11 protein-coding genes are annotated in these 13,086 nt (G+C 56.3%); 4 read left to right on the top strand and 7 right to left on the bottom strand.

Annotated elements, in window-relative coordinates; translation table 11 throughout:
- The 5 genes from J1C54_RS01675 to J1C54_RS01695 form a co-directional block, all read right to left on the bottom strand.
- Positions 1–693, bottom strand: coding sequence for an NrdJb (locus tag J1C54_RS01675; RefSeq protein ID WP_229144094.1), 693 nt, complete (start codon positions 691–693; stop codon positions 1–3).
- 14 nt (positions 694–707) lie between these two features.
- Positions 708–2,861: an adenosylcobalamin-dependent ribonucleoside-diphosphate reductase gene (locus tag J1C54_RS01680; protein WP_229144095.1), complete on the bottom strand. Its 2,154-nt coding sequence runs from the start codon at positions 2,859–2,861 to the stop codon at positions 708–710.
- 20 nt (positions 2,862–2,881) lie between these two features.
- Positions 2,882–3,985, bottom strand: coding sequence for a GNAT family N-acetyltransferase/peptidase C39 family protein (locus J1C54_RS01685; RefSeq protein ID WP_229144096.1), 1,104 nt, complete (start codon positions 3,983–3,985; stop codon positions 2,882–2,884).
- The gene (locus tag J1C54_RS01690; protein ID WP_229144097.1) at positions 3,982–5,082 is read right to left on the bottom strand and encodes a DUF2817 domain-containing protein; all 1,101 of its coding nucleotides are present in this window, start codon (positions 5,080–5,082) and stop codon (positions 3,982–3,984) included. The genes J1C54_RS01685 and J1C54_RS01690 overlap by 4 nt, the downstream gene beginning before the upstream one ends.
- 94 nt (positions 5,083–5,176) lie before the next feature.
- The gene (locus J1C54_RS01695) at positions 5,177–5,716 is read right to left on the bottom strand and encodes a YaeQ family protein (RefSeq protein ID WP_229144098.1); all 540 of its coding nucleotides are present in this window, start codon (positions 5,714–5,716) and stop codon (positions 5,177–5,179) included.
- Positions 5,717–5,876: 160 nt separating this feature from the next.
- On the opposite strand from J1C54_RS01695, the gene J1C54_RS01700 reads away from it, so the two are divergent.
- Positions 5,877–7,052, top strand: coding sequence for a pre-peptidase C-terminal domain-containing protein (locus J1C54_RS01700; protein WP_229144099.1), 1,176 nt, complete (start codon positions 5,877–5,879; stop codon positions 7,050–7,052).
- Positions 7,053–7,134: 82 nt separating this feature from the next.
- Here the strand turns inward: J1C54_RS01700 and J1C54_RS01705 are convergent, their stop codons facing one another.
- Complete coding sequence (locus tag J1C54_RS01705; protein WP_229144329.1) at positions 7,135–7,578, bottom strand: hotdog fold domain-containing protein; 444 nt, start codon at positions 7,576–7,578, stop codon at positions 7,135–7,137.
- A gap of 191 nt (positions 7,579–7,769) precedes the next feature.
- Here J1C54_RS01705 and J1C54_RS01710 point away from each other — a divergent pair, with 191 nt between their 5' ends.
- Complete coding sequence (locus J1C54_RS01710; RefSeq protein ID WP_229144100.1) at positions 7,770–8,579, top strand: acyl-CoA thioesterase domain-containing protein; 810 nt, start codon at positions 7,770–7,772, stop codon at positions 8,577–8,579.
- 4 nt (positions 8,580–8,583) lie between these two features.
- Here J1C54_RS01710 and J1C54_RS01715 read toward each other — a convergent pair whose 3' ends face one another.
- On the bottom strand, positions 8,584–9,168 hold the full coding sequence (locus tag J1C54_RS01715) for a hypothetical protein (protein WP_229144101.1): 585 nt from the start codon (positions 9,166–9,168) through the stop codon (positions 8,584–8,586).
- 150 nt (positions 9,169–9,318) lie between these two features.
- Here J1C54_RS01715 and J1C54_RS01720 point away from each other — a divergent pair, with 150 nt between their 5' ends.
- Complete coding sequence (locus J1C54_RS01720; RefSeq protein ID WP_229144102.1) at positions 9,319–12,288, top strand: DUF748 domain-containing protein; 2,970 nt, start codon at positions 9,319–9,321, stop codon at positions 12,286–12,288.
- Positions 12,288–13,034 carry a spermidine synthase gene (locus tag J1C54_RS01725; RefSeq protein WP_229144103.1) on the top strand — a complete coding sequence of 249 codons (747 nt, stop codon included), beginning with the start codon at positions 12,288–12,290 and terminating at the stop codon, positions 13,032–13,034. Before J1C54_RS01720 ends, J1C54_RS01725 begins: the two co-directional genes overlap by 1 nt.
- Positions 13,035–13,086: the final 52 nt, after the last annotated feature.

Here is a 13,086-nt window from a genome sequence, read left to right on the forward strand (position 1 = left end):
TTAGCCGCATTTGCTTTCGCCGCAGTTCAGGCAGGTCAGGCAGCCGTCCATCTGGATCATGGCTTTGACATGGCATTTGCCACACAGCTTTGAACCGGGCGGATAGCCGGAGGTGCTGTCGTCACAGTTGGCATCGGTCTGGCCTTGTGGGCGATGTGTTTCGTACTCCTTGCGTTTCTGTTCTAGCCACGCCTTCTGGTAGTCATCTTCCTCGGTGCGAATCAAACCGATTTTCTTCAGGTGCTGCTCCAGCACATCGCCGATCTCGCCGACCAGTGAGGGCATCCAGCGACCGCCCGGTTTGAAGTAGCCACCGCGTGGGTCAAACACGCTGTGCATTTCTTCCACCAGAAAGGTGCAGTCGCCGCCTTTACGAAATACTGCGGAAATAATCCGGGTCAGGGCCACAATCCACTGAAAGTGATCCATGTTCTTCGAGTTGATAAAAATCTCGAAAGGGCGGCGCACTTCATGTTCGCTACCCTGGTTCAGGATTACATCATTAATGGTCACATACATGGCGTGATCAGAGCCCGGGGTCTTGATCTTATAAGTGGTGCCTTCCAGGTGTTCAGGACGCTGCACACTTTCGTGCATTTCCTGAATGGCACTGATCGCCGGTGCGACCTTTTTGTCATCATCAGCCTGGACTACTTCATAGCTGGTAATTTTGCTGTTAAGGCGGATAGTCATAGTGCGCTCCAGACTCAAAACTTGCCGTAGTAGCCTTCTTTCAGGGCGTCGTACAGGTTAGCGGCGGTGTGCATCTCACCGTCATACTCAATCTCATCACCGCCCTTGGCCTCGACCACGGAGCCATCTTCCAGGGTGAAGCGATAGGTGGTGTTGGCCAAGTCCTTTTCCTTGACCAGAACGCCCTGAAACGCCTCGGGGTTGAAGCGGAAGGTGGTGCAGCCTTTCAGGCCTTGTTCGTGGGCATAACGGTAGATGTCCTTGAAATCTTCATAGGGATAATCGGTGGGCACATTGGCCGTCTTGGAGATGGATGAATCAATCCACTTCTGCGCGGCAGCCTGAATGTCGACGTGCTGTTTTGGTGAAATGTCATCGGCGGCAACAAAGTACGCGGGTAGTTGATGACTCTCGTCTTCACTAAAGGGCACCGCCTCAGGGTCGATAAACTCACGGTAGGCGAGCAGTTCGAAGCTGAATACGTCGACTTTTTCCTTACTCTTCTTACCCTCACGAATAACGTTGCGGAAGTAGTGATGGGCAAAGCTTGGCTCAATACCATTGCTGGCATTGTTGGCCAGACTCAGGGAAATCGTTCCGGTGGGAGCAATAGAGCTGTGGTGGGTGAAACGTGAGCCATGCTGCGCCAGGGCCTCCACCAATTCCGGTTCGGCACCAGCAACGCGCTGCATGTAGTGGCTGTATTTGGCCCACAGGATTCTGCCCTTGATGGTGTCACCTTCCTTGATGCCATCGGCAACCATTTCCGGGCGCCGCGCCAGCATGGCAGCAGTTACGGTGAAGTCTTCGTCCATGATCGGCGCGGCACCTTTCTCTTCCGCCAGTGCCAGCCCGGCGCGCCAGCCTTCAAGGGCCATCTCTTTGGCGACCTGTTCGGTAAAGGCCAAAGAGTCCGCTTCACCATAGGTCATCTGCAGCATGGTGATGGTGGAACCGAGGCCAAGAAAGCCCATGCCATGGCGGCGTTTACGGGTGATTTCGTTGCGCTGCTGTTCCAGCGGCAGGCCGTTGATTTCGACAACGTTGTCCAGCATGCGGGTAAAGATTGTCACCACACGGCGGTAGCCATCCCAGTCGAAGCGGGCTTTGTCGGTAAAAGGGTCACGGACAAACATGGTCAAGTTGACAGAGCCAAGCAGGCAGGCGCCATAGGGAGGCAGTGGCTGCTCGCCACAGGGATTGGTGGCGCGGATTTCCTCGCAGAACCAGTTGTTGTTCATCTCGTTGACGCGATCAATCAGGATAAAGCCGGGCTCGGCGAAATCGTAGGTCGACGACATGATGCTGTCCCAAATTCTCTGGGCTTTCAGCTGTTTGTAAACTCGGCATGCAATCTTGCCATCTGCGCGGGCCAGATAACCCTGCTTGATCGGCCAGTCACGCCAGATGACTTCGTTGGGATTGTGAAGATCCGGCTTGTCGGATTCGATTTCATCCAGAGTCATGGGAAAGGCCACTGGCCATTCATCATCGTTAGCCACTGCCTGCATAAACTCATCGGTAATCAGCAGTGACAGGTTGAACTGGCGCAGGCGGCCGTCTTCGCGCTTGGCGCGAATAAAATCCAGTACATCCGGATGGCCCACATCAAAGGTAGCCATCTGCGCGCCGCGGCGGCCACCGGCGGAGGACACGGTAAAGCACATGCGGTCGTAGATATCCATAAACGACAGCGGCCCGGAGGTGTTGGCGCCGGCACCGGACACATAGGCACCTTTCGGTCGCAGGGTGGAAAATTCGTAGCCGATACCGCAGCCCGCTTTCAGGGTCAGGCCGGCCTCATGGACCTTGCCAAGAATATCGTCCATGGAATCATGCACCGTGGCCGACACCGTGCAGTTGATGGTCGAGGTGGCCGGTTTGTGTGCCCAGGCGCCGGCGTTGGAAATAATGCGGCCAGCGGGGATGGCGCCGTGGCGCAGTGCCCAGAGAAACTTCTCGTACCATTCTTCGCGCAGTTCTTCTTTTTCCACATCGGCAAGGGCACGGGCTACACGCTGCCAGGTGTTGTCCATGGTTTCATCAATGGCATCGCCACTGCGCGAGCGCAGCCGATATTTTTTGTCCCAGATATCCATGGATGCCGGTTGAATGGTGATGCGCGAAACGGCCGTGGTTAGCGGGGTGATCTTTGCGGGTTGGTTCATGTAAGCCTCTCCTTGATTCTTTATCGGCTGATGATCACTGCGGTACGCAGTCGATCACGGCCAAAGCGAGCCATGCGGTCAAAATCATTACGCCCGATGGGCAGGTACTGGCAATCCAGATCGGTTTGCAGGCCTTCTTCCGGATCCGGATCGTGCAGGTAGAAAAACTCATCATCAAAGGCAGATAGCACCACCCAGTGGGGCACCCGCTTGCCATCCAGCTGCCAGGTCGAAATCAGAATCAGCGGAATACCCCCTTTTTTCAGGGCTTTGCTGAGTTGCTGTTGTGAGATCTCGCTATGATGCACCGGGATCTTCAGTTTTTTCGCCTGAGTGACAAAGTCATTGTGGACCAGTTCGATGATCTCTTTCTTCTTTTCCGAGCGTACGCTATCAATGAACAGGATTTGATCGCCGCTGATCCATACCTCCGCTTTGAAGCCGCGTTTACGGGCAGCAATGGCAAGGCCAAGGGGATGGCAGCCACCATGGCCTGAGGTCATGAAAATAGTAGTAGCTTCGCGCCACAGGTGCATCTCTTCGCTGATGTCAGGCTGAATATTTTTGTCCAGAGCCTGCATGGCCATCAGCAGCGATGCTGGACCGCAGGTGAATTCGGTGTTCTGCCGATACCAGGGCACCGGTCGCTGCCAGTGTGAGGCGTCAAACTGGAGGATGCGCTTCTGATAGCGAAATGCGTCCTGATGGTCCTCGTAATAGTCCTCGTATTCACCGAAGCGGTGGTAGCCAAGCTGTTCATATAGGGCAATGGCGACCTGATTGTCCTTGCGTACTTCCAGTCGCATATCGATGCGGCCAGCGGCACGGGCAGCTTTCTCGCCCGCTTCTATCAGTTTGCGTCCCAGCCCAAAGCCGCGCAGCTCACTATCCACGGCGATTGAGTAGAGCCGGGCAAGACGGGTGCCGCGGTGCAGGATAATCAGGATGTAGCCGGCCAGCACGCCGTCCACTGTGGCCACCTTGAAGGCCCGGTGCTCATTGCTGATCCAGCGTCGGAAGCTGCGCCGACTGAGTCGGTCGCTGTCGAAAGTGCGTTTTTCCAGTGTTTCCAGCGCGTCGATGTCTGTGGCTTGCACCGGGCGGATATCAACCTGTCTGCTCAATGCTGTAACCCCTCCAGCGCCAGGCGGATTACCTGCCGGGCACGCCACAAAACCATTTCCTGCCATTGCCGGTCCGGTGGGCAGAAATGCCGGCGCATTTGTTGCTTCACAGCCTGACAGCGGGGAGATGACCAATCGATTTCACCGGCAGCGTGCAGCCGATGATCAGAGAGTATGGTGTCAAATAGTGGCCCGGTGCCATAGGTTCCGTACTCCAGTGTGACGAAGCAGGAGGAGGCATCCATGATTGCGTGCCAGCCGTAGTCCATGAGGCCGAGCTTGGGCACCGAGGACGAGGTGCCGGCCAGTGGCAGGGTCACGGCATCGCCGTACCAGTTATGCGCTACCCGGGTGCCATCGCTATGCGGGTCATGGTCACAGATGATTTCGCCATAGCCATAGGGACCAAGGCCGGTATGCAGATCAATTACCGCCAACTGCTTTTCACCCAGGGTAAATTCGTTGATCAGTTTTTCCATGAGCAGGCGCCCGTGGGATTTTCTGAAGCCGCCAAAGAAGGGGCCGCTGGGATCGCTGTACTGGCCACCGCTGACCGCTATTTCCAGTGCTGTCTGGCCATGCAGCCTGCCGTAGTGTTGCAGCTGGCTTTCACGGTCGAGGCTGTCCTCCAGCATCAGGGTATCGCGCAGGGTCAGGTACCCCGGATTGGCCGGCACCGGTTGGTCGAAATCAATAAAGTTGCGGTTCAGGTCAATGCCGTCTTGGTCACAGCGCCGACTCCAGGCCATGCCCCATGGATTCAGGGCGTGAACCAGTAATACCGCGGTATCTGTGGGAGGGTGCCAGCCGGTGTCTGCCGCCTGATTAAGAAAAGCTGTTTGTATAGCACTGCCAGCAAAACCTTCGCAGCCATGAGTGCCGCTGATCAACACCAGCACCTTGCTGGCTCCGTCTGAGCCAAGCCACACCACGTCAGTAAACAGTGTATCGCCTTGAGGACCACTGGCTGGACATGCCTCTGCACGCCGGGAAAGAATTTTCGGGGCACGGTTGGCACTGGCCACGAACTGTTCGCGGCAGGCGTGGTAATCGCGCGGAAAAAGCGCGTTATGGGGGGTGACCAGTGAAGAAAACATACTAACTCCACAACAGAGTCTCAGCCTAACCTGCCCGGGCGAGTGGGTCGATTGCTGTAGTGATAGTTTTTTTGATTTGACGCATTGATCCTGGTTACTCGAGCAGGGTCTCAACGGGACATTCGATGGTGTCGCCATCCGCCTGAGTGATATAAAGCATGCCTTCGCTGATCATCACCTGCCAGCTCACCTGACGCGGAAGGTTTGCGGCCAGTTGCTGGACAATCTCCCACGGCACCTGCTGCACGGTGACACCCTTGAGCTGAGCAATGGCGGTGCCCTGTTTTTGCCACCATGTGGACTGGCTGCGCAGATAGCCAAGCACTGACACCTTGCGGCCCTGGCGTGCGGCTTTTTTCAGACGCTCTGGCTCTGGTTCGCCCACTTCAATCCAGTGCACCACGTCGCCACCGTCATCATGCAGCCACAGGTCCGCTTCCTCCGGATTGGACAGGCCCTTACCGAAACTGAGCCGCTCGTCGGCGTGCAGGCACCAGGCCAGCACTCTAGCCACCATGCGCTCGCCGGTTTCGGATGGGTGCCGGGCTACCTTGAGCGAATGACTGCTGTACAGGTTGCGATCCTGATCTGCCAGATCGATACGAAAAACATACAGGGTGGCGCCGATTGCCATAATGAAAAAGCCTTATATTTCAGGTAATTGGTACCGTGGTGTCAGGTAGGACTGTTTCCTGGCGTCAAGCGTGACCAATTGGTCACTGTAATCTCGTCGAGTCCCGCACAGAGCCGTGAATTGCTGTCGGCAACCATAACAACACAGGGAAGCACACGCGATGAAAACTCTCTATCTGATTGCTCTATTCCTGCTGGCACCATGGGCCAGCGCACAGGTTGTTGTCCTGCAGACGCCGTCCGGTACGGTGATCAATGACAGTGTCTCGTTCAACGGCGAAATTTATAACGGCGACTGGTATCTGCCTAATGGCCCGGCTATTGGTGCGGTGTATCTGCAGCACGGCTTTACCCGTGGTGGCGGTAACTACCGCGACCTGGGTGTGGCCTTGATGAATCAAGGCATGCTGGTACTAAGCATCAATGCACCAATGAGCGGTGGCGCCGGTGATCTGGCAGTGCGAGTTGCCGACGTGCTGGCCTCCAATCCGCCGTCACCACCAGATGGTCGGCCGTTTCCCACTTCGCTGGTACTGTCCGGCCATTCCGCCGGTGGTCTGCATGTCAGTTTGATTGCCGAGCGCATGGTGCAAACCGGTAATGCCGCCAATTTGCATGGCCTGGTATTGCTGGATCCGGTTAATGCATTTGGTCCCTTCGGTCGAGCCATGGATGTGCTGGCGCCGACGGCCATTCCGGTGCGGGCTATTACTGCCAATGGCTCGCTGTGCAATACCTTCAATGATACTCAGGGCGCGCTGCGTAATTTGCCCAGACAGTATGTCGGTATCAAGCTGACGGATCGCTCCACCCATGTGGATTCGGAAGGCAATAACAGCGACTTGCTGGCACAGATTGCCTGTGGTTTTCCCGCTGAAAGAAATATCGTCGCCCTGCGCGACTTCGCCGTGGCCTGGGCAAAGGACATGCTGGATGGTGGCTACAGCGCTGATTTTTACCCCGGCGGTGCGCGCCTGAATGCGTTGCTCAACGCTGAGCAGGCGCGCCTGCTGAAGGATGCCAGTGGCGCCTGGAGCACGATTCTGCAGGAATCATTTGGTGGCAGCAGCTATTCGGAAAAGCGCTACACCATCACTGTGCCGGAGCTGGCGGTGGGGCAGGTGGAAATCACTACCCGCGGCGGCAGTGGCAATGCTGACCTGTATGTTCGCCGGGACGACGGTGTATCGGTATGGAAGTATGACTGTCGCGATACCGGCCCGGGCAATAATGAAACCTGCCAGCTGTACGGACCAGGCACCTATCAGATCATGGTACGGGGCAAATTGTTCGGCTATTCCGAGGTGACGTTGAAGGCTCGTTACTTCGAGTATTGATTGGCAGCTGATAGACAGGACGCTTTGCCGTCACTTTGCGACTCCTGTGGCTCTCGCCACAGGAGTCGCTTACTTTGCGCGATTATTTTGTCGGCTTTTCTGACACGTACAGCATGATCGTGCCTTCAACCACTACCGTGCCGTCATCACGAAAGGCTTTCACTGTCACCGGCAGGTCGCCTGGCTTCCAGTCTTCCGGATTGGCTTCGGCGGTAATCCGGATGTCAGTAGTCGCTTTGGCGGTATAGCGCACGTCCATGCCTTTCGGAATCCAGCGCAGGTGCTTCGGAATTGAGGCCTCAGCCACCGCGCCCATGGCCATTTCCAGTCCATTACAAATGGCAATGACATGCACCGTACCAATGTGGTTTTCCACCGCACGGCGTTTGGCAAAGCGTAGTTCGCAGAAGTTAGGCCGCAGCTCGGTGATCAGGGGATTGATGGTGCCGAAGTAGGGCGCCTTGCGGGAGAAGACTGCAGAAAATATCTTCTTGCCGAGTGGCAGTTTGCCGGCCTTGGCGTACATGTTTAGCAGGTAGTTGCTCTCGGTCACAGTGTGTCTCCGGATCATGGATTTAAACAAGGTCGCTATTCTGGCCTTTAGTTGGCCATTGGAAAAGTACAGATGTCTGGGCTTGACTGGCCCCAGGGCCAATCGGTCATGGGGTGTGCATCCCCATGTTGGTAGAATACGCGCCGATTCAGCCGGAGCCCGCCATGACCGAATACCTGTACCAGCGCCTTGACAATGTTTTCAGCCCAACTGCCGTGGCCGGCAGTCCATGGCACCCATCCCTGCTGCACGGTGGTGCGGTATCTGCCCTGTTTGGTCAGGTGATATCGGAGCAGGCAGCGCAGCAAGCGGATTTTACCGTTAACCGGATTACCATGAACCTGCTGCGGCCGGTGCCCATGCAGGCGTTGACGGTGTCCAATCAGTGGCTGCGAGAGGGTAACCGGTTACGATTGCTGCGGGTGGATATCCATGCAGATGGCCGGCTGGTCGCTCAGGCAGAGGCGGTACTGCAACGGATTTTGCCGGTGCAGTTGCCGGATTATGCGCCGCGGCCAGCGCCGCCACCGGCAGGGCCGGAAGGCCTGTCAGAATTCAATATCCAGCAGATGCTGGACAGTAAAGGGCTAGAGATTCCAACCGGCTTCCATTCTCGCGTGCAGGTGCGTGAGTTGACCCCGTGGAACGAGCAGGGTGCGACCACCGCATGGTTGCGGGTGCCGGTGCATATTGTTTCCGGTGTGCCGCTTAATCCGCTCAGTCAGGTGTGCATGTTGTCGGATCTGGGAAATGGCACCGGCCAGCTTAATCTGGGTGCCGGTATTGGCTGTATTAATGCGGATATTACTCTCTCGCTGCTGCGCTACCCGGTTTCTGAGTGGATATGCTTTAGCTCGGAAGCGTTGTTGTCAGAGCACGGCTGCGGCGTAGTGCATACTCGTCTATATGACGGCGAAGGCGCCATTGGCCATGTGCTGCAAAGCATTCAGACCAATGGCGAGTTCAGCGGCTGATTGATCAGAAGCTGAAGTTTACCCCAACGCGCAGATCAGTCACGTCAACATCATTGCCGGTTTCACTGAGCATGGCGCTTCGGTACTCGGCATATACCTTGGTGCCTTGGTTGAGTTTTGCGGTGGCGCCAAAGCGCACCTCCGGGCCGTCCAGATTGTCTAGCGAAAGCATGCCAACACGGCCATAAATCCCGACGCTGTCAGTGGCGTCGAAACCGGCGCCCAGATGTACGCCCACGCCTTTCTCTTCTCCACCAATATCGAAATCAAGGTCGGCATGTTCGATTGCTGCAAGAATGTAGCCGGCATCCATATGGCTACGGTAGGCAACACCCAGGCGGGTATCACTGAAATCCAGATCTGCTGCGTTATCGTCCAGATTGCCGAGCATGTATTCCGCATAGGCATGCAGAGCGCCGCCCACTTCCACGCGACCGCCAAAACCGCTGCCATCAAAGGTGCCGCCAACGTCACTGTCGACTTCACTCACCGGTGTAAAAAAGAGGCTCATGGAGACAAACGGATCCTGTTCTGCCAACGCTAACTGGCTACTGCCCAGCAAGCCGAGTGCAATGAGGTAATGACGCATGGTGATCTCCTTTATCGTTGTGATTGGTTCAGTATAGCGCTGATCTGGCTTGTTGCGCGATGACTGTCCGGATTAGCTCTCGGCTCGCTTCCCCTTCACTGCGGCGGGTACCATAATGGCCTCCCCGCACAGGCTGACCCGGAGTATTGCATGTCTCTCAGCACTCACTGGCAGGCCGCCAGCCGCCGCCAGCGCATTGTATCGATTCTGGTGCTGGTATGGATGCTATATGCGCTGTTGGGCTACTTCGTGCTGTCCCCATGGCTGCGAAGTACTGTGGTTACTGAGGTGTCTGAACTAACCGGCCGGGAAGTGGTGCTGCAGAAGGCGGTGTTTAATCCGCTGGCCCTATCGTTGAGCCTGCAGGGCTTTGCCTTGCGAGATCTGGATGGCACGGATTTGTTCGCCTTCGACGAGTTGTATGCCAATTTCCAGCTTTCTTCATTGTTCCGCTGGAGTATTCATTTCGATCGCATTTCCCTATATGAGCCCCGCGGCAGGGTGGTACAGAGCGGCCCGCAGAGTTTTAACTTCGATGATATCGTTGCCCGTTTGTCCGCTGAGGATGAGTCACAGGTAGTGCAAGAGCAAACAGCGCCAACTGCCTTGCCCCGTTTTTCGTTTCGTGAGCTTTTGGTTGTGCAGGGCGACTTCCGTTTTCGCGATGAAGCTCGGCCGCAGCCAGACGAACTGGTGTTGGCGCCAGTCAGCTTTCAGGTTCTGGATTTCTCTACTCGGGCAGACGGTCAGGGCAACAATAAATTCCAGTTTTCACTAACAGGACCTGCTGGTGGTCAGTTCGACTGGGCTGGCTCGGTGGCCTTTGATCCTTTGCTTGCCAGTGGCCGGTTGGCGCTAAGCGGAGTTGACCTGTCACCGTTCGCGGATTTCTTTCAGCACCAGTTTGCCTTCACCGTGCCGTCAGCGATGCTGGATATTGCCTCGGACTATCGCTTCGAGGCTGATCCCGATGGTCGACTGAAATTACAACAGGGTGTCATCAGTCTGAGCAATGTGGAGATCCGTGATCCTCAGCTGGAAGACCCCGTGCTGCGTTTGCCGCTGTTGGAACTGAGCGGCATAGAAATTGACACTGTTGATCAACAGGTTGGTATTGAGCGGTTGCTGTTGCAGGGGCTGGACCTGGAAGTACGCCTGCGCGACAAAGGTCTGCATCTTGAAAAACTTTTTATGCCGTTACCCAACGATCCGCAGGAAGATGAACAGGCACCTTCCAGCAATGGTCAGGTCATGCCGCAAACAGATCAGGTGGCGAGTATTCCGGCCCAAGAACCTGCCCCATGGCATGTATTGCTTGGGCGGCTTGAGCTGACTGATGCCAGCATCACGGTGATCGATGAGACACTTGCGGAGCCGGCCACCTTGGCGCTGTCGCCAATCAACCTGACACTTGAGCAGGTTGCCCTTAATCGTGATGAAGTCTTTTCGTTAAATGGCGATATGGTCCTCGCCGAAAGCGGACGAATTAATCTCACTGGCGAGGGTAGATTCGAGCCATTGCAGGTGACGCTCCAAGCCGAGGTCACAGCTTTGCCGCTGGGCGCTGTGCAGGGCTGGCTGCAGGATAGCGCTGCGGCCAAGCTTTCTGCCGGTGAGCTGGCTGCCAGGCTGATCATTGAGCATGGCAGTACAGAGGGCGCTACCGATCAGGCTGATACCCGTGTTAACGGCCAGGTGACCATTAGTAACCTGAATCTGGCGGAACTGAATGGCAGTCCATTGGTTTCGTTCAGCTCGCTGGAACTGGATGGCATAGCGCTGTCGCTGCTCAATTCACAGCTTAATATTGATACCGTGACGCTGGCGGATTTACGCGCCCAATCCCTGATTGACGAGAGTGGTCAGGATGTTTCCGTGCGCATCGCCGTACCGGCCGCTGCCGCTACGGCTTCATCTGCGCAGCCGGCAACGGAAAGCAGCCCCTGGAGTTTTGCTATCGGTGAGTTGAGGTTACGCAATGGCGAGCTGGTTCATATGGATCGCTCGTTGTCCCCTGTGTTTCGCGTTGGGCTATACCGTCTGGAGGGAGATATTCGCGGGTTGAGTTCCGATCCAGGTCGTCAGGCAGACATCAACCTGAACGCTCGCCTTGATCAGATTAGCCCGTTGAACGTGAGAGGCAAGATTGCGCCGTTGGCGCAACTGCCGCAGATGGATCTTGTTATCACCATGAGTGGATATGAGATGAACAGCCTGACGCCGTTTACCGGTCAGTATCTGGGCTATGCGGTGGAAAGTGGACAGCTCGCTGTGAGTAGTGAGTTGGTCATTGAGGGCTCCGTATTGAATAGTCAAAGTCGTATCCGGGCGGCCAACTTCTTTCTTGGTGATAGCGTGCCCAGTGACGAAGCGCTGAATGCGCCGATCAAGTTGGGTCTGGCAGTTTTGCGTGATCGTAGTGGCCTGATAGATCTGCCGGTGAATGCCAGCGGAGACCTGAACGATCCCTCAGTCAGTGTTAGCGGCATTATTTTGCGTGCCGTTACCAACGTGATGATCAAGGCAGCCACATCGCCATTTTCGGCGCTTGCCTCTCTGGCTGGAGGTCAGGAGCTCACTTATATTGATTTTGCTGACGGGGATAGTCAGCCAACAGAGTCCGGTGTTGAACAAATGGCAACGTTGGCGAAGATGCTGGGTGAGCGACCATCGCTATTGATGAACCTGTCCGGCTCCGCACGACAAGGCGATCGCCTGCCGCTGGCGACTCAGGCACTGGGTCAGCAACTGATGGAGGAGCAGTGGGCCGGCCTCGATGCAGCCCTGGATGATCGTGACTTCCGTCGCGCAGTGCAAAGTCTTTACCGTGAGCAGACTGATGAGCGGGCCGAGCTATTGCTTGGCGATACGGTTATTGAGGATCGTGAGCAACGTGATCGGGAGGTGGCCGCCCGTGCCTTCTCCGCGCTGGCACAAAGAGAGGCTGATGCTGTGAGTGACAGCCGTCTGGAAGAGTTGGCAGCGGCTAGGGCCCAGCAGAGCAAAGTGCTACTGGTAGACCAGTTCGGTCTGGATGGTGAGCGCCTGTTTATCGTCGCTGCAACCGTTAATAGTGAAGCATCCGTGAGTGGTGTGCTGCTCGATCTCGGGGCTCGTTGATGGCCATAGTGTGGCGTGCCGAGCGGGATGATGTGCAGTATGAGCTACGCAGTCATGGCAAAACTCTGAGGCTGTACGCCAATGGTGTACAGCATTCTGAATATCACCCTGATCGCCTGTTTACCGGGAGCGTCTGGGACCTGCTCTGGTTGCCAGTTTTCTTTCGTGAGCCGGAGCGCATTCGCCGAGTGCTGATCCTCGGTTTGGGAGGCGGTAGTGTGGTGGCCCCTTTGCTACGCTTTTGTGCCCCGGAAAAGATTGTGGCCGTGGATCTGGATCCGCTTCATGTTCAGGTGGCGAAGCAGTTTTTCGGCATCGAGGAGGCGGGCGTGGAATGCCATTGTATGAATGCCACCACCTTCGTGGAGCAGTATCAGGGTGAGCCTTTTGATCTGGTGATCGAAGACCTGTTTGCCCCCCATGACACCACTGTTACCCGGGCGCTGACCGCAGACCAGGCCTGGTGTCGGGCGCTGGCCGGGCTGGTCAGTGAGGATGGTTATCTGGTGATGAACTTTGGCGACTGGAGCGAGTATCGTGACAGCTGGGCCAGTGAGGAGGCCGCTCGCCGTGGTTGGGCGGAGCGCTTCCGGCTATCCACGGAGGACTGCCATAATGCGGTCATCATTTCGTCGCGCAGGGCAGTGGATAGTGCCTTGCTGCGGCGTCATCTCTACGAGCACCCCGATACCGCTGCAGGTCTGAACCGTGCCGAACTGGCTTATCAGATTCGCCGTCTTGGCTGAGATGCCAAGGTCGTGTGGTCGTGCTATTTTGATCAACTTTCAGGGAGAGGTT

The organism is Alcanivorax sp. 1008 (assembly GCF_020667895.1).
Classification (GTDB): domain Bacteria; phylum Pseudomonadota; class Gammaproteobacteria; order Pseudomonadales; family Alcanivoracaceae; genus PGZG01.